Here is a 20,019-nt window from a genome sequence, read left to right as displayed (position 1 = left end):
GTGAGTAACCAGAAAACTGGCGTTTTACCCTTTTCGCTTCGGCAATGTTTTCAGCAGCTCATTCGGACTTACGGAGGCGACAACACTTCCCGGTAACGGCATTTTCAGAATGTGATTTTTAATTTTGCCGATGACGTGCATCTCACATGGGCGACAATCGAACTTTAGCGTTAATACTTCATCGCCATTAACCAGTTGCATTGGCGTCGCCTTCCAGCTTTTGATATTGCCTTTCGCCTGTTTTGGGCACAGATTAAAGGCAAAGCGCAGACAATGCTTGGTGATCATCACCGGGACTTCGCCCTTCTCTTCATGTGCCTCATACGCCGCGTCAATCAGCTGCACACCATAGCGATGATAAAATTCACGCGCTTTCTGGTTGTAAACGTTCGCGAGGAAACTCAGATGCGTTTGCGGATAAACCGGCGCAGGATCAGCAACCGGTTTACGGCTGCCGCGCTGGTAACTGGCAAGACGCGCAGCATCCAGCATTTCGGCGGCTTCACGGCGGAACTGGTTTAACAGACTGTTTGGTACAAACCGCGCACCAGGCAGGTTAATTTGCACATCGCGGGCGTAATAGATGGTTTGCCCCAGTTTTGCCAGACCATCCTTTAGATTGTTCATTGCTTTTTCGGCGTTATTGGCTTCGTCGAAATGCCCGTCCAGCGTATGCGTGACGCTGACGCCCTCTTCACTGGTCAGGGTCAGAATCAGTTGTTCCTGCCATCCGCCCAGTTCAATGTCTACCGCTACGCGACGTTCGCTGGATGTTTTGGTCAACGCCTGCTGCCAGTTATGGTCCAGATTACGATTAAGCGGATGATGCGGACGAATTTTGTGCAAATCTGCTGGCATTTCATTGGGCCAGACGCGGTACTGATTTTCTCCGGTTTTCTCGACCGTATTGGCACGAAAACCGACGACTTCACGTTTAATCATCACGTTCAGGCCATCACCATTTGCCAGTGGCTCGGTGACGGCAACATCGAGATGATCTTTCGCCACTTTCAATACTTCACCCACCGGCAGGCCGATAAATTTCGGCGAATCGAACGCGCCGATATCCCCTTTACGGGCATTCACAAAATAATCTGTGCTACCACGGTGGAAAGTCTTTTCCGTCGATGGAACAAAGAAATGTTCAGTACGACCTGATGAAGCACGCGCCAGATCGCCACGTTCTTCAATAATGGCATCCAGCATCTGGCGATAATGGGCGGTGATATTCTTCACGTAGCTCATATCTTTGTAGCGCCCTTCAATCTTGAAGGAGCGTACGCCAGCATCAATCAGCGCGCCGAGGTTGGCAGTCTGATCGTTATCTTTCATCGACAGCAGATGTTTTTCATAGGAAACCACCCGCCCCTGATCGTCTTTCAATGTGTATGGCAAACGGCACGCCTGCGAGCAATCGCCACGGTTGGCGCTACGCCCTGTTTGCGCATGAGAAATGTAGCACTGACCCGAATAGGCCACGCACAGTGCGCCATGAATAAAGAATTCAATGGTCGCGTCCGTGGCCTGGTGAATCGCGCGGATCTGCTCAAGATTCAGCTCTCGCGCCAGCACAATCTGCGTAAAGCCAACATCAGAGAGGAACTTCGCTTTTTCTACTGTGCGAATATCGCACTGCGTACTGGCGTGCAGTTCAATCGGCGGAATATCAAGTTCCAGAATCCCCATATCCTGAACAATCAGCGCATCGACGCCGGTCTGGTAGAGGTCAGTAATCAGCCGTTGCGCGGGTTCCAGCTCATCATCATGCAAAATGGTGTTAAGCGTGACGAAAATTTTTGCACCATAACGATGGGCAAATGGCACCAGTTCGGCAATATCTTTCAGGCTATTACTGGCATTATGACGAGCACCAAAACCAGGGCCGCCGATATAAACAGCATCGGCACCGTGCAAAATAGCTTCGCGGGCAATGGCGGCATCGCGTGCCGGACTTAACAGTTCAAGACGATGAGAAGATACGGTCACTTTCTTATCCAGTAGCTGAAAAATGGCGGCTATTTTAGCCACAAGCGCGACGTTGCGAAATAGTTTTCCCGCTTAACTGCGCGGGTAATGGATGAGGGAATGAAAATGTACGGTTTGCTCCCCTCCATTACGATAGACATGCGTGACGTCTGCAGCAAATCGAGCGCCTTCCCCACAATTAAGGCTCTGCCATTCACCATCAACGCACAGATCAAGTTGCCCATCAATGACGACAACATGTTCGATTACTCCCTTCTCATGGGGCGTCGATTCACTTATTGCACCAGGTGCCATCTGAATCGAGAAGTGTTCAAAGCAGAGTTGTGGATCATAAGGAAACAGCGAAGTGATCACCATCGCCTGCTGTTGCGGATCATAAACTGAAGGCGTAGCGGACTGCGGCGGAGAAATAAATGTCGAAAATGGCACGTTCAACCCGGTGGCAATTTTCCATAATGTCGCGACCGTCGGGCTGGACTCATTACGCTCAATCTGCCCTAACATCGCTTTAGAAACGCCCGTCGCTTCTGCCAGTCGCGAAAGACTCCAGCCGCGCTGCTGACGTAGCTGTTTAAGTGTGGTGGATAAAAAGCGAGTGAGATTTTCCATGTGACTCCTCCGGCAAAGCGGAAGTTTATCACTTGTGCGTTATAACGGACAAATGCTACGGTACCTGTACGCTATAACGCACGAGGTGACCATGCGTCTGTTTTCTATTCCTCCACCCACGCTACTGGCGGGGTTTCTGGCGGTATTAATTGGCTACGCCAGTTCAGCGGCAATAATCTGGCAAGCAGCGATTGTCGCCGGAGCCACCACTGCACAAATCTCTGGCTGGATGACGGCGCTGGGGCTGGCAATGGGCGTCAGTACGCTGGCTCTGACATTATGGTATCGCGTACCTGTTCTCACCGCATGGTCAACGCCTGGCGCGGCTTTGTTGGTCACCGGATTACAGGGACTAACACTTAACGAAGCCATCGGCGTTTTTATTGTCACCAACGCGTTAATAGTCCTCTGCGGCATAACGGGACTCTTTGCTCGTCTGATGCGCATTATTCCACACTCGCTTGCGGCGGCAATGCTTGCCGGGATTTTATTACGCTTTGGTTTACAGGCGTTTGCCAGTCTGGATGGTCAATTTACGTTGTGTGGCAGTATGTTGCTGGTATGGCTGGCAACCAGGGCCGTTGCGCCGCGCTATGCGGTAATTGCCGCGATGATTATTGGGATCGTGATCGTTATCGCGCAAGGTGACGTTGTCACAACTGATGTTGTCTTTAAACCCGTTCTCCCCACTTATATTACCCCTGATTTTTCGTTTGCTCACAGTCTGAGCGTTGCACTCCCCCTTTTTCTGGTGACGATGGCATCGCAAAACGCTCCAGGTATCGCAGCAATGAAAGCAGCCGGGTATTCGGCTCCTGTTTCGCCGTTGATTGTGTTTACTGGATTGCTGGCGCTTGTTTTTTCCCCTTTCGGCGTTTATTCCGTCGGTATTGCGGCAATCACCGCGGCTATTTGTCAAAGCCCGGAAGCGCATCCGGATAAAGATCAACGTTGGCTGGCAGCTGCCGTTGCAGGCATTTTTTATTTGCTCGCAGGTCTGTTTGGTAGTGCCATTACCGGGATGATGGCTGCCCTGCCCGTAAGTTGGATCCAGATGCTCGCAGGTCTGGCGCTGTTAAGTACTATTGGCGGCAGTTTGTATCAGGCGCTGCATAATGAGCGTGAGCGCGACGCGGCGGTGGTGGCATTTCTGGTAACGGCAAGTGGATTGACGCTGTTCGGGATTGGTTCTGCGTTTTGGGGATTAATTGCCGGAGGCGTTTGTTACGTGGTGTTGAATTTAATCGCTGACAGAAACCGATGATAAAAAGCGCCATCTAACGATGGCGCGACTGGAATTACTTTTTGTTAACGTCAAACATGGTGGCATCGGTCGCCATGTCATCAATAACTTGTTTAATATTTTCGAAAGCCATTGGCGTACTTTCGTTATTCAGGTCTTTCCCTTCGCCCTGACGAACGACTTTGATAACCGGTTTATTAGTCGCTGCATCAATCAGCTCACCTTCAAAATAGAGGCGAGTATCCATGGTACGGTGGCCTGTAGCCATTTGCGTCCCCGCAACCACTAATGCAACAGGAACCACTTCATAGAATTGCAGCCCTTCTTTGCTGGTATCTACGCCGGTAATGGCCCCACGGAAAATCAGACTACGCGGCCCAGCGGTGGTAACCAGTGGTTTACGCTGCGCTATCGCTTCTTTCATTTCGGTGTTGGTATAGTTCAAAATTTTATCCAGAACTTTCTGCCCTACCTGGGTAGAAGGTTTTGGCACCGGATAATAAGTGATTGGGTTCCAGACGATGCTGTCATATTTGCTTTGATCAAAACTCGGGTCTACCCAACGTAAAACAGGTTTACCTGTTGCTGAGGTTGTTTCTTTTAAATCAGAGTAATTGTTTAAAAAACCAGAATATTTATCTGGCTGGGTGATTTTAGAGGCACAACCAGACAGAGCCAACAAGCCGCATAAAGCTGCAACTTTCGCAATTGATGTGGTACGCATGAATAGTTTCCTGAGATGATTATATTACTTTCTAAGTTATAGCAAAAAGCGCCGCTTCGTGTTGTGGCAAAAAAAGTGTTGGTGAAAATAAATTTTTCAGCCCCTTTTCAGACGACATAGTCAATGCCGAAAAAGGGGCTAAGTCAATCATCAGTAGTTAAATTTCAGTAAGTTAAGCGGCTAAAAAACTTCGACTACTGTGATTAATTTCACATCCCTTCGATAAAAAATATGCTTACCGAAAAGAAGAACAGTAAACCATCTCAGCGTGGGGAATTTTCACGCGCTTTGTTCTTACCGGGTCATTTTTTACGTGCCAGCATCGTGGCGAAACGCAGTTTAATACGATTACCGTTGGCGTCGGTGCGGTGCAGCTCGCCGACGTCTTCATTGTATTTCACCATCTCCCAGCCTTCGTAATATCGACGTAATTCCCCCTCTTTGAAGGCAAACGGGAAGCCGACGGTACATGGATAATCAGCGGTATCCATCGCCGCCACAATCAGGTTGTAACCGCCAGGTTTAGTGCAACGTTGCATATTGGCAATCAGCCCTGGGATGGTTTTAGCCTCAAGGAACATCAGCACCACAGTCGAAAGAATAAAATCGTATTGCCCATCAAACGTGAGGTTATTCAGATCAACGACCCGGGTGTGTAAATTATCCAGATTTTCAATGGATTTAATGCGCTCGACGTTGGCGATACTCATGGCATTTTTATCCCATGCGTCAACATCATAACCATTGGCTGCCAGGTAAAGACTATTACGACCATTGCCACAGCCCAGATCCAGCGTTTTACCCGGTTTAACCACTTTCACCGCTTCCAGCACTTCAGAGTGTGTGCGGGTTAATTCATATTTATCAGTAAAATAGTTTTCATCACGAATGATCATTCTTTGTCCTCTGCTTTCATTAAAACGGCGCGCTCGGTTCTGACTAACAATTTTCCCTGCATCAGAAGCGCAAAAGTACGGATGAGCAGTATTGCAATAATAAAATTGGTAAAGATAAACAGCGGCACCGCCAGCGTATGGAAAAATCCATTATCGCTGCCACTCCCCAGATGCAAACCGGTGGTTGCCAGTGCAGATACGCCGAACGAGAAACTCCAGAATGAAGCATTAAATGGCTGGGAGAGATACCATGGCATCAGACGTAGCATAAACAGCAGTTGCAGCAGTCCATAACCGAAAAGCATTTTCGCCAGCGTGTCACCCTCGCCGCCGTTGACGCTCAGCCAGGCACTACAGGCCACCAGTGCAGGAGCGAGCTGAATGCCGAGTGAGGTCCGCAGTGCCGTGGGTAATTCTCCCGAACTGCGCAGACGCTGCAAGATCACAGGTTCAAGGCTTAGCCATGAGAAAACGCCTGCGCCTAAAAACACCAGACCTGCGTCGGTGTAGCCCAACGCACCACAGGCCATTGCGCTGATAAAGTTGTTGGCAACTGTCGGCAGATACAGTCCAGGCGTGGTAGCTTCTTCAGGATGAGATCCGCGCCATAATCCCGCAGTTTGCCAGGCGGCATAAGCCAACTGTACAACGACACCAAAACTGAACAGGCATACCGCCAGTGGGCGAAACCACGGAACAAAACCAATCGCCACCAGCATCGTCGTTGCCGGAAACAAACTCACAAAACTGCTCAGCACTGGATGGCGAACTTCCGCCAGCACGCTATGCGGAAAGCGTATGAGTCGGGTAATAAATGCGCTAGTCAATAATCCCCAGATGATCATCGCCAGAATCACCAGCCCATCCCCTAACCAGTGGCTGACCTGCCAAACCTGGCTGGCATAGCGCCAGGCAAATCCCATCCCTATCGTCCCCAACACAATACCAAAGTAGCCTGCCGGCAAATTGAGCACTTTATCGCTCTGCATCTTCTTACTCATTTTGTTTAATATATAAAGTATATTTGAAATGCATTTTATGGAATTTTCTCGAGCATAGCCAGAGCCGCAGAATTTGCTACGGTTATAGTAAGTCACCTGTGGGAAAACGCTATGCGCAAATATCGTCTAAGTGAAGAACAGCGAGCCTTTAGTTATCAGGATGATGGCACTAAAAAAAGTGTGTTATTACGGCAAATTATCGCCATGAGCGATTTTAACGATGTGATAGCAGGAACCGCTGGCGGCTGGATCGATCGCGAAACGGTGTTAGCACAGGAAGGAAATTGCTGGATTTACGACCAGAATGCTATTGCGTTCGGCGGAACGGTGATTTCCGGTAATACGCGTATCACCGGCACCAGCGTGCTGTGGGGAGAGGTTTACGCAACGGATAACGTCTGGATCGATAATAGTGAAATCAGCCAGGGTGCATATATAAGTGACAGTGTCACCATTCATGACTCATTAGTTTACGGGCAATGTAGAATATTTGGTCACGCCTTAATTGATCAACATTCTATGATCGTCGCCGCGCAAGGCTTAACCTCCGACCATCAACTCCTGCTACAAATTTATGATCGCGCAAGGGTTAGCGCCTCGCGTATTGTCCACCAGGCACAAATTTATGGCGATGCCGTCGTCCGGTATGCTTTTATTGAACATCGCGCCGAAGTTTTTGATTTTGCCAGTATTGAAGGTAATGAAGAGAACAACGTCTGGCTATGCGATTGCGCTAAAGTTTACGGTCACGCGCAGGTGAAAGCTGGCATAGAAGAAGATGCCATTCCGACGATTCATTACAGTTCACAGGTGGCGGAATATGCCATTGTGGAAGGTAATTGTGTGTTAAAACATCATGTCTTGATTGGCGGAAATGCCGTGGTACGTGGCGGACCGATTCTGCTCGACGAGCACGTTGTAATACAAGGTGAGAGCCGTATTACAGGTGCGGTGATAATTGAAAACCATGTGGAGTTAACTGACCACGCCGTCATTGAAGCCTTTGATGGCGACACGGTTCATGTCCGTGGTCCAAAAGTCATTAACGGCGAAGAGCGCATTACGCGAACGCCGCTGGCAGGGTTATTCTGAATCGATAATACGCGCGTATAAGTTCACATCATCATAGGCATCATTCAGAAACTCAGCCTGTTTCAGGCAACCTTCAAGGATAAAACCATTGCGCAAAGCGACCTGGTTGCTTTGCGCATTATCCATCCGACATTTGATCACGAAGCGTCTAAGTTCACCAGACTGAGCGTAATGATGAATCATTGCCTGCAGCGCCTGAGAAATGATCCCCTGCCCCTGATGAGATTCGTCCAGCCAGTAGCCGATTTCAGCGGTTTTATTCAGTGGTTCAATACGATTAAACGAGATAACGCCGATAAGTTCATCTTCTTTGAAAATCATGAACATTTTGGCATATCCGCGTTGATGCAACATTACATTGCCCTGCACCGTTTTTCGCGTGTCCTCTTCACTTTGAACAAACTGCGGCCAGTTTAGCGACTGCTGTAACCAGGTTCTATTTTTACAGATTAACTGATAAAGAGGTGTGACATGACTTTCTGCAACAGCATGTAATTCAAGTGATTCACTTACTTTTATCGTTTCAGCCATCTTATCTCCAGTCAATCCATGCAGTTGTTAAAAAAGCCGCCTGGCTGGCGGCTTAGGAAAGTTTACACCTCTTTGACGCTCTCCTGCTGCAGGATTTTGAGCATCTCATCTTTTAACTGTAGCTTTTGTTTTTTCATGCGGACCACTTCCGCATTGTACCCTCGACCGTCGGAACCTTCCTTTCTGGCAATTTCATGATCAAGTTTATTGTGTTTATCGAACAAGGACATAAAGCGAGGATTTTCGTTTTTCAGACGGGATATTAAATCTCGGTATTCTGGAAACATACGCACTCCCTGTTAGTGGCTGACAAGGTGTATCTGAAATACACACCATCAGATTACTCATTTAACTTAGGGAAAAATGCGAGCGGGATCGTGTTTAACCAGACGGCACCTCCCGAAGAAGGTGCCGAAGAAAAAACAATTAACTCATCACGCGGTCGTCAACATACTGACGTTTATCGGGCGCTGGCGGGAAATACTGATAGAGCCATGTTTCACTGATAGCGTCGCCCTGACAACGCAGATACATCCGCATATCGACCGGATCAGTGGAGTCCGAAGTCGGATACCAGTCAAACTGAATACGATAACCATCAATGGGTTCAATATAGAGAATTTCGATTTGCTTCGCTTCCCCACTGGAAAGCGTAATCACCGGCTCAATGCCTTTTGGTGCGGCAGCTTTCAGATCACCACCAACGAAATCGACGGCAAAACGACGCGCCCATTTTTCGGGATAGTGTTCACCAGGCGCCCAACCTTCCGGGAAACCGCCCATGCCGGTACGCGTCGCCATAACGCGCGCTAATGGGCAATGAACAGGCGGTTGCGCACTCCAGTACAGACGATACTGGAATGCAAACTCATCACCCGCTTTTACAGTTTTTTCTGGCTGCCAGAAGCAGACAATGTTATCCAGCGTTTCGCCCGTTGTTGGGATTTCCATCAGGCCGATGGTGCCCTTACCCCACTTGTTACGCGGTTCCACCCACAGACTTGGGCGTTTGTTATACCAGCCCATAATGTCCTGATAATGAGAGAAATCACGATCCAGTTGCAATAAACCAAACCCTTTCGGGTTGTTGTCGGTGTAAGCATTGAACTGCAATTTTTGCGGATTATTCAGCGGACGGCAAATCCACTCGCCGTTGCCCCGCCACATGGACAGACGATCAGAGTCATGGATTTGCGGATGAATGGTGTCGCACATCCGACGTTCATTAGTGCCGCAGCTGAACATGCTGGTCATCGGCGCAATGCCCAGCTGTTTAATGTCTTTGCGCGCATACAGGTGATTTTCCACATCCATAATCACCTGACTTTTCTCACAATGGATAGTGAACTTATAGGCACCAGTAATGCTGGCGCTATCGAGCAACGCATAAACGGTAAAGGTGGTTGCCCCCGGTTTTACCGTATCAAACCAGAAGGCGGTAAAGTCGGGGAACTCTTCTTTACTGTCGGTGTAAGTGTCGATCGCCAGGCCGCGAGCCGACAAACCGTATTGATATGTATCATCAACCGCGCGGAAATAACTCGCGCCAAGGAATGATACGACATCACGGCGCGCCAGTTCGGGGGCTTTAAACACGCGAAAACCGGCAAAGCCGAGATCGCTTTGCCCTTCTAATTGTTTGGTATCAACACCCGCATCGTTGTATTTGAACAACTCCGGGCGAAAGTGAATTTCACGCGCCAGATGTGTTGCGGGATCAACAGAAAACATACGAACGCGGCGACGGAAACCCATTCCCATATGGAAGAACTGAGCGTCCAGTTGACGGTTCTCAACGTTATGCCAGAGCGATTTTTCGGCGTCGTATTGAATACTGTTATAAGCCTGCGGCGTCATTGTCGCCAGAGTGTCAGGTAACGGACGCGGCGCACCACGCCACGCGGTTTGCGCTAAGTCGTGCGCCATTGACTGTAGAATGGAGAAGTCAAAACGCTGGGTTTGCCCGTCGGCAATATCAGAATCTGCCGCGAATGCCGCCTGAGAAAAAAGAGAAGCAATGCCGCTGGTACCGCACACGGCGGCCATAGCCATTGAACCTTTAATAAATCGTCTACGATCCATACCTGAAAGTGAGTCCTTCTGGTGTTGTGAATGGTCCCGCGCTGGTCGTTTTCAGCGGCAAGAAAGTGCTTATTTATGACCGCTCACTCTAGACAATATTTATTAATAATCCAATTGTTGAACTCAGAGAATATGCATTAATCGGCAATTTTTTTATGTCGATGGGATGAGCCTGATTCGTTTGTAAAATCAGGCAAATTTTTGCAAAGGCGGATGGTCAGAATTTAAAGCAAACCACAGCGACGTTTACTGCGTTCTTCCGCTTCCTGATAAAGCTGGAACTCATCCAAAACCGGGCAACCCAACGCCTGCTCAAATGTTTCGCGACTGGCATTACCGTGACTGCGTGCCTGCGTTTCATTACCCAGATTTGACTGGAAGATCCCCGCCGCGCTAACGGGCAAGAAATCTTCATAGGTAATGGGTTGCGCCACTACCCAACCACGTTCAATTAAGGGCTGTGGATCGTCTCCGGGATGAATCGCCTGACGATGCGCCTCACCCGAAGGCGTCAGACGGTACCGGAACCATGCCAGCCCTTGCTGACGCATTAAAAACTCACTGTCAGGAAAAGCGCGGAAGGTTTCCTGTAAATGCATTTGGTGAGTGAGATTATCCTGCCCGGTTCCAGCGTTCCGCAGTAGATCATCATACAGTTGTCGTCCTTTCGGCGTTAATGCCACGCCACGCTGCTCTATTTCACCAAAGCGCGCGGTATGCGTGCCCTGTTTCTGCCCTGCAAACAACACCGTCTCTTCCAGTGCTTTAAAGCTGGTCTGGCGTAGTAAAATAGGTACCTCGCGGCGCGGCGGCCCTTCGATCAGAATTTTGGGTTCAATCCCGCATTCAGGCATCATCGACTGCACCCGGTCAATATCCAGCGTGCGTGGCGTCAGGTGGTTGATATGGCATCCAGGAAAACAGACCACATCAGCAATCAGCCGATGTTCGTTATGCAAGGCGCGATAGGTTACTTCATCCACCGTTGCTGACTGGTGCCAGCGAAACGTTTCCAGGGCTTCCTGCACAAACTCCTGTGCCTGTGTTTCGTTAAAACCGCCCCGCTGCTCATATTCCTCTAACAGTTGTCGACAACGTGGGGTGAAGATATCGCGCTGACGCAGAATCTCCGCCGCTTTCTGGCGCAAAAATTCGTTCTCGATAAGCTCAAGGCGGAGTAATGAGGTAAAAATGCGGAAGGGATTACGCGCCAGAGAAGCATCATCAATGGGCCGAAATGCTGTGGAATGTACCGGCACTCCCGCCTGCGAGAGATCGTAATAGCTCACCGGGTACATCCCCATAATGGCAAACATCCGCCGAAGAGTAGCAAGCTCTTGTGCAGTCCCAACGCGAATTGCCCCATGACGTTCAACATTCAGTCGCGCCAGCTCGTCTGCATTTACCATTTTTTCGTGCAGTTGAGGATTGTTTTCCAGCACAGCCAGATTCACATCAGCTACCAGTTCCAGCAGCGTGCCGTACTGCGGAACTTCTTGCTGGTACATGGCTGACATTGCCTGCGAAAACTGTTCCCGAATCTCATCCGCCGTGATGCTGTTCGCCATAATGTCTGCCTCCAGTGGTCAGTAATCTGGAGTGTAGGTAACCGCATTCACTCTGGCGGGAAGAATTTGCAAACTGTGATCTCGCCGCGAAAACATCAATATTATCCATTTTGCTGTAACATAATTGCTTTAATTGTTAATAATATTTTGCAATCAAGTTATCATAATCAAACAACTTCACTTGTCAGCGACACCGCTTCGTTTTTAACATCGCTTATGGAAAAAAATAGTCTGTTTAGTCAGCGCATCCGTCTGCGCCACCTTCATACATTCGTAGCTGTCGCACAACAAGGAACTTTGGGGCGCGCGGCTGAAACCCTTAATTTGAGTCAACCTGCGCTCTCTAAGACATTGAATGAACTGGAGCAGCTGACGGGCGCTCGCTTGTTTGAGCGTGGTCGTCAGGGGGCGCAACTTACCTTACCCGGCGAACAATTTTTAACGCATGCAGTCAGAGTTCTTGACGCCATCAACACTGCCGGACAGTCGCTTCATCGTAAAGAAGGTCTTAATAATGATGTCGTCAGGGTTGGTGCACTACCTACTGCGGCACTGGGGATATTACCTTCGGTTATAGGTCAGTTTCATCAGCAACAAAAAGAGACGACCTTGCAAGTTGCGACAATGAGTAACCCTATGATTCTGGCAGGTTTAAAAACCGGGGAAATCGATATCGGCATTGGTCGGATGTCAGATCCTGAACTGATGACCGGGCTTAATTACGAACTGCTGTTTCTTGAATCGCTGAAGCTGGTTGTCCGCCCTAATCACCCGCTACTTCAGGAGAACGTAACGCTAAGCCGGGTGCTGGAATGGCCGGTTGTTGTATCACCAGAAGGCACTGCGCCACGCCAGCATTCAGATGCATTAGTGCAGAGCCAGGGCTGTAAAATTCCTTCGGGCTGTATCGAAACACTGTCTGCTTCTCTATCTCGTCAACTTACGGTTGAATACGACTACGTGTGGTTTGTCCCTTCTGGCGCTGTAAAAGACGACCTGCGTCATGCCACGCTGGTGGCCCTACCTGTTCCGGGTCATGGTGCAGGCGAACCGATTGGAATACTGACCCGCGTAGATGCAACGTACTCTTCTGGTTGCCAGTTGATGATTAACGCTATTCGAAAATCAATGCCGTTCTGAAAGGTGAAGGGATCTGTCGATCCCTCCTTAAACATTTTCACACTGTAGCGAAACTAACTGGTTCACCAGCTCCGCGAGGTACTGCCGACACGGAATGTTTGTTCAGACGAAATACGTCCACCGCCTCAGCTAATCGTGCCGCCTGTTCTTCAAGGGACACCGCCGCCGCTGAGGCCTCTTCTACCAGAGAAGCATTCTGTTGCGTCACCTTATCCATTTCAGAAATCGCCTGGCTAACCTGCGTTATGCCCCTACTTTGCTCATCCGAGGCGGCGGCAATTTCCTGCATGATATGTGTGACACTCGCGACGGCATCAACAATAGTGCTCATGGTTTTCCCGGCCGTGGCCACCTCATCCGATCCCAGGTCAATTAACCTGACTGATTCACTGATCAAGCCTTCAATCTCTTTCGCCGCCTGAGCGCTGCGGCTTGCGAGTGTCCGTACTTCGCTGGCGACAACGGCAAATCCACGCCCTTGCTCACCCGCTCGCGCGGCTTCAACGGCAGCATTCAGTGCCAGAATATTCGTCTGGAAAGCAATACTGTTGATGACGGCGGTGATCTCAGAAATTTTCTTCGAACTCGTGGAGATAGCGCCCATCGTTTTTACTACACCGGAAACCGTCTGCCCGCCATTGCAGGCTTTAATAGAAGCCTCTTGCGCCAGTTTGCTGGCATGATGCGCGTTATCTGCATTCTGTTTCACCGTCGCAGTAAGTTGCTCCATGCTGGCGGCAGTTTGTTCGATAGCCGCCGCTTGTTCTTCGGTGCGAGATGACAGGTCCGCATTGCCAGCTGAAATTTCGCTGGTGCCACGATAAATCTCTTCCGCACCCTGTCGAACAGTCCCTACTGTCATCCCCAGTGAATGCTGCATTTGCTGTAAATGACGACTTAAGCGACCGATTTCATTACGACCCGCCGGTTCATCATTCATCGTCAGATCGCCACTGGCGATTTTTTCAATCCGTTGTGCGGCATGTTGCAGTGGACGAATGACGATCCGACGTAGCACCATAAATGTTATCAGCGTCATGACCAGGGCAAGCACAAACGCGCCAATCATGAACATCCCTCCCAGGCGGGTGCGCTGATGGGCCAGTTCCGCCAGTTGGTTGGCTCTGGTGCTACGTATCTTAACGGCTTTGCTCAAAATATCGGTATAAGCATTATCCAGCGGTCGGATTTGCTCACTTTCATGATTGATAATCGCTTCAAACATGCCATTTTTGGCATATTTCAACATCGGTTGCATACCCGTGATATAAGCCTGGAAGCGTTGATTTAATTCAGTGTCAAGGGCTTCATCAGCAGGTGTTTTCACCGACCGATTCTGATAAGCACGATAACCTTGCTGCGACTGTTTAATCTCCGATTCGGCTTGCGCAATATTTCGCTTCATTGCTTCCATTTCAGCAATACGACTCGCAGCACCAGCCTGAATCATATTGATCCGGGCTGAACGCAAAAAATCTGAACTGTTCGCTAACCCGGTCCGAATCTCAATCTCCGCAGTAACATCACGCTGATCGCGATCGGCCTGCCAGAGGAAATAGCCAGCCAGAGCTGAACTTAATGCGAATAGAACTAAGATACCGCCAAGAATGCAGGCAAATAACGGAACCAGCCTGATGTGATGCAAAAAACCTAATCGCTGTGAGGGAGTTGTATTCATTACCGTTGTCTCTCGTCCAGGTTTACTCCTGATAGAAAGTCATCGGCACTTGACGATAATTACTTATGACCAAAAACCTCTTTGCGTCACATTTTTACAACAATTATTGTAGAGAAATTAATGCTATTGGAATGAAGAGAGTAACGAATGGCTAAACTGGCTAACCCGAATGACGAAAAATTCTGGAAAACAGCACGCAATTTCGTCAGGTGATTATTTTCGTCCCTAAGGAAACCACATAGGATGCTCACGGGTGCCTGAGACTTTCTGTTTTCAGGCTAACCGGGAATCAGAAAGACGAAGGCCCCGACCGATATTTCTATCAACCGAGGCCAACGAATGAACCAAGCAATTCAGATGTTAGCCTCTTACCCGCCATCCGGCAAGGAGAAAGGCTATGAAGCGCAACCCTCTGGTGGTGTGTCTGCTCATTATCTGCATTACGATTCTGACATTCACACTCCTGACCCGACAAACGCTCTACGAACTGCGGTTCCGGGACGGTGATAAGGAGGTTGCTGCGCTCATGGCCTGCACGTCCAGGTAAGGGCAAGCGCGGGGATTTTCCCCGCGCATCTGACTAGCGGATTCATTTTCTCATGGCACCCCTTTTACACTTCAGTTAGTGCATGTTTTTTTCGATGCACTAATAGAACCATCATTACAAACAAATTTGCCGCCTGCCGTACAGTGTGAGATCCCCCCTTTCGAACCAGAACAGGGTTTGCGCCCGGCATCGGCATAAAAGGAAACAAGCGCTCCCATAACCAAGATAAGTGCCAATTTTTTCATATAACCTCCATGGTTTATCGAATCTTATGTTCGATTTGAACGTTATACGCTGGTTTATTTTGATACCGTTGATGAGATCAAAGATCGGGTGAATTGATTAAAGATAAGCCAGATGGACGTATGGACCAGGATAATGGTTTTATTTGTCATACAAATAAATATAATAGGCGCTTCCGATGTAGGCCCGTATTCTTCGCCTGTACCACGGGTCGGTTTTAGTACAGGCGTTTTCTTTAAATATCCTTCAGGAACGTTTACGCGGCATCATGCGTAGAAGTGTGTTGTCCTTCCAGAAATAGTGGTGTGCCAGTGCAGCCGCAGCGTGCAACCCGATGACAAAGTATCCCAGATTCGCCAGCGTTTCATGCCACGACTTTAAGCTATCAACCCGTTCGAAATTGGCCTCTGATGCATAAGGCATCGTCAAACCAAACGCAAACCACGGGTTGCCTCGGTTATACATCATCACCAAACCAATCACTGGCAGCGCAATAAACAGGAGATAAATCACCAAATGTCCCAAATGCGCCAGTCCCGTCATCATCGGTTTTGGCTTAGGTATAATCGGCGGGGTTGGGTATTTCAGCCTTAACAAAAGACGAACGACCATCAGCACGAGAATTGATATGCCACAGGAAACATGAATCATGTTGATGAGTGGCCGATCGCTACGTGGGAAGAAACCCCGAAACTCCATTGCGCAATACGCTGCAATAACCAGCAAAAAGACCAGCCAGTGAATGCTGATTTGTAACCTTGAGTATTTATTTCCCATAACATTTCCTGCTTTAACATAATTTTCCGTTAACATAACGGGCTTTTCTTAAAATTTCATTAAATATTGTTCACCCGTTTTCAGTACGTTACGTTTCACGGCAAGAATGTAGATTGCCCATCCCGCCATCCTGGTCTAAGCCTGGAAAGGATCAATTTTCATCCGAACGTTCCTGACAGGAGAAAACCATGAGTAAAGTTGGTATTAACGGTTTTGGTCGTATCGGTCGACTGGTGTTGCGTCGATTACTTGAAGTCAAAAGCAACATAGACGTTGTCGCTATTAATGATCTCACTTCTCCAAAAATTCTCGCCTACCTGCTGAAACATGATTCAAACTACGGACCGTTCCCCTGGAGCGTTGATTTTACGGAAGATTCACTTATCGTTGATGGAAAAAGCATCGCGGTTTACGCCGAAAAAGAGGCTAAAAATATTCCGTGGAAAGCGAAAGGCGCAGAAATCATTGTCGAATGTACTGGCTTTTATACCTCCGCCGAGAAATCGCAGGCGCACCTTGATGCTGGTGCGAAGAAGGTGTTGATTTCCGCCCCTGCCGGTGAAATGAAAACCATCGTTTATAACGTCAATGACGACACACTGGATGGCAACGACACCATTGTTTCCGTGGCGTCATGCACCACTAACTGTCTTGCACCGATGGCCAAAGCCTTGCACGACAGTTTCGGAATAGAAGTCGGCACGATGACGACCATTCATGCCTATACCGGCACCCAGTCACTGGTGGATGGTCCGCGAGGTAAAGATCTACGCGCTTCACGTGCAGCGGCAGAAAATATCATTCCCCACACTACAGGTGCGGCAAAAGCCATTGGTCTGGTGATCCCGGAACTGAGCGGCAAACTGAAAGGTCATGCGCAACGCGTACCTGTGAAAACAGGTTCGGTGACTGAACTGGTGTCTATTCTTGGAAAAAAAGTGACTGCCGAAGAGGTGAACAACGCGCTTAAAAAGGCGACAAACAATAACGAGTCATTTGGTTATACCGATGAAGAAATAGTCTCTTCTGATATCATTGGCAGCCATTTCGGGTCGGTGTTTGATGCCACGCAAACGGAAATTACCGCCGTGGGCGATTTACAACTGGTGAAAACGGTCGCCTGGTACGATAACGAATATGGCTTCGTCACGCAGCTTATTCGCACCCTCGAAAAATTCGCTAAACTCTGACGCGCAAAGGCGGAGGGAAAAACCTCCGCCTCTTTCACTCATTACGACTGTAAATAAACCACCTGGGTCTGCAGGTATTCATGCAAGCCATGTTTACCATCTGCGCCGCCAATACCGGATTTACGCCATCCGGCGTGGAAGCCTTGCATAGCTTCGAAGTTTTCACGGTTAATGTAAGTTTCACCAAACTTCAGCCCTTTAATGGCTTTCATCGCGACGTTCAAATTTTGGGTATAGATTGATGAGGTCAGGCCGTAATCACTGTCATTAGCCATTGCGATAGCCTCTTCCAGCGTGTCAAATGCGACCACTGGCAGCACCGGGCCAAAGGTTTCCTCGTGCATAATCGACATTTCCTGGCGAACATCCAGTAGCAATGTCGGCGGATAATAATATCCTTTCCCCTCTACTGCCTTGCCCCCCAACGCCACTCTCGCCCCCTCTTCTACTGCGCGCGCCACTTTTTGCCCGACCCTTTCCAGCGCCGCGGCGTTAATCAACGGCCCCATCGCAATGTCGTTGCGTTCAGCGGGGTTACCAATTTGAACCGCCTGCATCGCTTCACCCAGCCGATTGACGAACTGATCATAAATGCCTTTCTGTACATAAACACGTTCTGCACAGTTACACACTTGCCCACTATTAATGACGCGTGAATCAACGATGGCTTTGACTGCCAGTTCAAGATCGGCATCGTCCATTACGATAGCTGGTGCTTTACCACCCAATTCCAGACACACTTTTGTGATGTTTTTCGCTGCAGTCGCCATGATCTTTTCACCTGCAGAGACGCTGCCTGTCATACTGACCATTGCGACCTTTGGGTTACCCGCCAGTTCTTGCCCAACGGTTTCACCACGCCCCAGCACAAGGTTAAACACACCGCGTGGAAGGCCTATTTCATCGACAATTTTGGCAAAAGCAATCGCATTGTTTGGCGTAAATTCACTGGGTTTAATGACGATGGTATTACCGGTCAAAAGAGCGGGAGCCATTTTGCGGGCAATGAGGAAGAATGGGAAGTTCCACGGCAGAATGCCGGTAGTCACGCCAAGCGCACGTTTAAACAGAAGAATATTTTCTCCTGGACGATCGCTTTGAATAATCTCGCCTTCATAACGCCGTGCCCACTCCGCCATGTAATCGATATAGTCCGCAGTAAAAGCCACTTCGACTTCAGCCAGCTGCTGGATCTTGCCCCCTTCTTCAACAATCAGCGCACTGATTTCACTGGCGCGTTCGCGGATCCCGGCGGAGATTTTGCGCAACCAACTGGCGCGTTCAATGGCAGGCAACGCTTCCCATTCTGGTTGTGCACGTTCTGCTGCATCGATTGCCTTACGGGCATCCTCGGCCTGACCATCGGGAATGCGGGAAATGACAGCCTCAGTAGCAGGGTTTACCACATCAATCCATGCGTCTCCACGCCAGGTAACAAACTGTCCATCGATATACATAGGATGTTGAACGGGTACTGACATGGGCGACTCCTGTGATTTATATGTTTGTTTTCGGTGAATACATTGTTAATTAACATCAATCATCAAAGAGACGGCATCGTGAAAGGACAATTCTGTGAAGGGCTTCATAAAAACAAGTGTAAAAGGAATAAAAGGCAGAAATAAACGTCAGGAGTCATGCCCGTTTGCAAACAAGTGGTTCACAAACGGGCAATTTTTAACGTAACGAGCGACTTTCCATCGCCTCGATGAGCACCGCATCGTGTTTCAGCGTTTGCCATGCATGGATGACTTCTGCCGGAAAATCAACGTGAACGATAAAATCTCGCCCGCGGGGACCGTAGCCATCGCTATCATCGCGTAAACGCGGCAGCTCGCCCGTGAGTAGTGAGAGATAACGCTCAACCGGCCATAATCCTTGCAACGGATTAACAAACGTTACACTGTCTGCGTTATTTCCTAACTGAGGAACGAATCCGGGATAACTTAACCAGCGTGGTGCATCGGGATTGTCCCCGGTCATACGGCGGAACGTCGCCATCGTGCGCCGCTGCATGGTGGGGTCCTGAACAACGATAGCTGTGTGAACTCGTTCTACGGCCTGATTCAATAGCGCGATGCTAAAGCGTGCGTTTTCACCACAGTTTGTTGACTGGTCTTCAATCCAGATTTTTTCATGCGGAATATGCCAGAACTGATGAGCAATATCCGCCAGGATGGTCGCTTCTGCTCTGCCAGTGGTGCGGATAGTGTTGTAGTGCGGATGCTGTGCGATGGCGCTAAACAAAAAAGTTGTCGAGTGACCGATACCACCACTAATCAGTAAAGGAATTTGCTGATCGCGAGCAATCTTACATGCCGCGTCGATAGTCGGCATAACCGCATTGCCTGCAAGGATCACGCAATCGGCCTGATACGGCACCTCACCGGAGAAATCATCCTGCGCCAGCCACTGACCGATAACATTTATGGCATCTATGGTTGCCGGCGAAAGCGTCGGAAACGGGGTAATGTTCATGGTTCCTCCTTATCGTTCCCTTAAGAATACTGCGTGAGATAATAATGAGAAGCGGAGCACTCTGAAAGGAGGAAGTCGTATTTCCTTAACCGCCACTCCGCAAGCCTGACATATCTTTTAAGGAAATGCTGTAGATAAACATTATTCATCTTGCAGCTGAGAATTGTATTTTTCTGAATTCCTGAATTTTTGCCCTTACCGTTTTAGAATTAATAAAAAACCCGGCGCTAAATG

At 49.0% G+C, this 20,019-nt stretch carries 20 protein-coding genes; 5 read left to right on the top strand and 15 right to left on the bottom strand.

What is annotated here, in order from left to right:
• Positions 1 to 24 precede the first annotated feature (24 nt).
• Entirely contained in the window at positions 25 to 1,986 is a 1,962-nt protein-coding gene (gene rlhA, locus ACJHX3_RS08625) for a 23S rRNA 5-hydroxycytidine C2501 synthase (RefSeq protein ID WP_094308190.1), read from the bottom strand.
• Positions 1,987 to 2,058: 72 nt separating this feature from the next.
• Complete coding sequence (gene sutR, locus ACJHX3_RS08620; RefSeq protein WP_000429507.1) at positions 2,059 to 2,595, bottom strand: DNA-binding transcriptional regulator SutR; 537 nt, start codon at positions 2,593 to 2,595, stop codon at positions 2,059 to 2,061.
• 52 nt (positions 2,596 to 2,647) lie between these two features.
• On the opposite strand from sutR, the gene ydcO reads away from it, so the two are divergent.
• Positions 2,648 to 3,859: a BenE family transporter YdcO gene (gene ydcO, locus ACJHX3_RS08615; RefSeq protein ID WP_072017310.1), complete on the top strand. Its 1,212-nt coding sequence runs from the start codon at positions 2,648 to 2,650 to the stop codon at positions 3,857 to 3,859.
• 34 nt (positions 3,860 to 3,893) lie between these two features.
• Here ydcO and ACJHX3_RS08610 read toward each other — a convergent pair whose 3' ends face one another.
• The 3 genes from ACJHX3_RS08610 to tehA form a co-directional block, all read right to left on the bottom strand.
• On the bottom strand, positions 3,894 to 4,562 hold the full coding sequence (locus tag ACJHX3_RS08610) for a DUF3313 domain-containing protein (RefSeq protein WP_001261031.1): 669 nt from the start codon (positions 4,560 to 4,562) through the stop codon (positions 3,894 to 3,896).
• A gap of 302 nt (positions 4,563 to 4,864) precedes the next feature.
• Positions 4,865 to 5,458 carry a tellurite resistance methyltransferase TehB gene (tehB, locus tag ACJHX3_RS08605; RefSeq protein ID WP_000586719.1) on the bottom strand — a complete coding sequence of 198 codons (594 nt, stop codon included), beginning with the start codon at positions 5,456 to 5,458 and terminating at the stop codon, positions 4,865 to 4,867.
• The gene (gene tehA, locus ACJHX3_RS08600; RefSeq protein ID WP_001296725.1) at positions 5,455 to 6,447 is read right to left on the bottom strand and encodes a dicarboxylate transporter/tellurite-resistance protein TehA; all 993 of its coding nucleotides are present in this window, start codon (positions 6,445 to 6,447) and stop codon (positions 5,455 to 5,457) included. Before tehA ends, tehB begins: the two co-directional genes overlap by 4 nt.
• 123 nt (positions 6,448 to 6,570) lie before the next feature.
• On the opposite strand from tehA, the gene ydcK reads away from it, so the two are divergent.
• Positions 6,571 to 7,551 (top strand): YdcK family protein, encoded by a 981-nt coding sequence (gene ydcK, locus ACJHX3_RS08595; RefSeq protein ID WP_001234020.1) that lies wholly within the window; start codon positions 6,571 to 6,573, stop codon positions 7,549 to 7,551.
• On the opposite strand, the gene rimL is transcribed toward ydcK, so the two are convergent.
• From rimL to ACJHX3_RS08575, 4 genes are all read right to left on the bottom strand, one after another.
• Positions 7,543 to 8,082: a 50S ribosomal protein L7/L12-serine acetyltransferase gene (rimL, locus tag ACJHX3_RS08590; protein ID WP_001469227.1), complete on the bottom strand. Its 540-nt coding sequence runs from the start codon at positions 8,080 to 8,082 to the stop codon at positions 7,543 to 7,545. The genes ydcK and rimL overlap by 9 nt on opposite strands.
• A 62-nt stretch (positions 8,083 to 8,144) precedes the next feature.
• Positions 8,145 to 8,369: a YdcH family protein gene (locus ACJHX3_RS08585; RefSeq protein WP_001296778.1), complete on the bottom strand. Its 225-nt coding sequence runs from the start codon at positions 8,367 to 8,369 to the stop codon at positions 8,145 to 8,147.
• Positions 8,370 to 8,508: 139 nt separating this feature from the next.
• Positions 8,509 to 10,164: a glucan biosynthesis protein OpgD gene (gene opgD, locus ACJHX3_RS08580; protein WP_000375963.1), complete on the bottom strand. Its 1,656-nt coding sequence runs from the start codon at positions 10,162 to 10,164 to the stop codon at positions 8,509 to 8,511.
• Between the two features lie 224 nt (positions 10,165 to 10,388).
• A complete protein-coding gene (locus tag ACJHX3_RS08575) occupies positions 10,389 to 11,732 on the bottom strand; it encodes a VOC family protein (protein ID WP_000013749.1) in 1,344 nt (447 codons plus the stop codon).
• Between the two features lie 216 nt (positions 11,733 to 11,948).
• Here ACJHX3_RS08575 and ACJHX3_RS08570 point away from each other — a divergent pair, with 216 nt between their 5' ends.
• Complete coding sequence (locus tag ACJHX3_RS08570; RefSeq protein WP_001469229.1) at positions 11,949 to 12,872, top strand: LysR substrate-binding domain-containing protein; 924 nt, start codon at positions 11,949 to 11,951, stop codon at positions 12,870 to 12,872.
• 37 nt (positions 12,873 to 12,909) lie between these two features.
• On the opposite strand, the gene trg is transcribed toward ACJHX3_RS08570, so the two are convergent.
• Positions 12,910 to 14,550 carry a methyl-accepting chemotaxis protein Trg gene (gene trg / locus ACJHX3_RS08565; protein WP_001098588.1) on the bottom strand — a complete coding sequence of 547 codons (1,641 nt, stop codon included), beginning with the start codon at positions 14,548 to 14,550 and terminating at the stop codon, positions 12,910 to 12,912.
• A gap of 397 nt (positions 14,551 to 14,947) precedes the next feature.
• On the opposite strand from trg, the gene hokB reads away from it, so the two are divergent.
• Positions 14,948 to 15,097, top strand: a complete 150-nt coding sequence (gene hokB / locus ACJHX3_RS08560) for a type I toxin-antitoxin system toxin HokB (protein WP_001309484.1) — start codon at positions 14,948 to 14,950, stop codon at positions 15,095 to 15,097.
• On the opposite strand, the gene ACJHX3_RS08555 is transcribed toward hokB, so the two are convergent.
• From ACJHX3_RS08555 to cybB, 3 genes are all read right to left on the bottom strand, one after another.
• The gene (locus ACJHX3_RS08555; protein ID WP_212734533.1) at positions 15,075 to 15,143 is read right to left on the bottom strand and encodes a hypothetical protein; all 69 of its coding nucleotides are present in this window, start codon (positions 15,141 to 15,143) and stop codon (positions 15,075 to 15,077) included. The genes hokB and ACJHX3_RS08555 overlap by 23 nt on opposite strands.
• A gap of 25 nt (positions 15,144 to 15,168) precedes the next feature.
• Positions 15,169 to 15,342, bottom strand: coding sequence for a hypothetical protein (locus tag ACJHX3_RS08550; protein WP_000731856.1), 174 nt, complete (start codon positions 15,340 to 15,342; stop codon positions 15,169 to 15,171).
• Positions 15,343 to 15,586: 244 nt separating this feature from the next.
• A complete protein-coding gene (cybB, locus tag ACJHX3_RS08545; RefSeq protein WP_001604559.1) occupies positions 15,587 to 16,117 on the bottom strand; it encodes a cytochrome b561 in 531 nt (176 codons plus the stop codon).
• A 188-nt stretch (positions 16,118 to 16,305) separates the two neighbouring features.
• On the opposite strand from cybB, the gene gap reads away from it, so the two are divergent.
• Positions 16,306 to 17,307, top strand: coding sequence for a type I glyceraldehyde-3-phosphate dehydrogenase (gene gap, locus ACJHX3_RS08540; RefSeq protein ID WP_000048662.1), 1,002 nt, complete (start codon positions 16,306 to 16,308; stop codon positions 17,305 to 17,307).
• Between the two features lie 41 nt (positions 17,308 to 17,348).
• Here the strand turns inward: gap and aldA are convergent, their stop codons facing one another.
• Positions 17,349 to 18,788: an aldehyde dehydrogenase gene (aldA, locus tag ACJHX3_RS08535; RefSeq protein ID WP_042063349.1), complete on the bottom strand. Its 1,440-nt coding sequence runs from the start codon at positions 18,786 to 18,788 to the stop codon at positions 17,349 to 17,351.
• Positions 18,789 to 18,984: 196 nt separating this feature from the next.
• Positions 18,985 to 19,785 (bottom strand): DUF218 domain-containing protein YdcF, encoded by an 801-nt coding sequence (gene ydcF, locus ACJHX3_RS08530; RefSeq protein WP_042063351.1) that lies wholly within the window; start codon positions 19,783 to 19,785, stop codon positions 18,985 to 18,987.
• Positions 19,786 to 20,019: the final 234 nt, after the last annotated feature.

The organism is Escherichia sp. WS1265, from assembly GCF_046487585.1.
Classification (GTDB): domain Bacteria; phylum Pseudomonadota; class Gammaproteobacteria; order Enterobacterales; family Enterobacteriaceae; genus Escherichia; species Escherichia coli.
The sequence above is the reverse complement of the archived record's forward strand: the minus strand, read 5'-3'. Positions and strand labels throughout refer to the sequence as shown.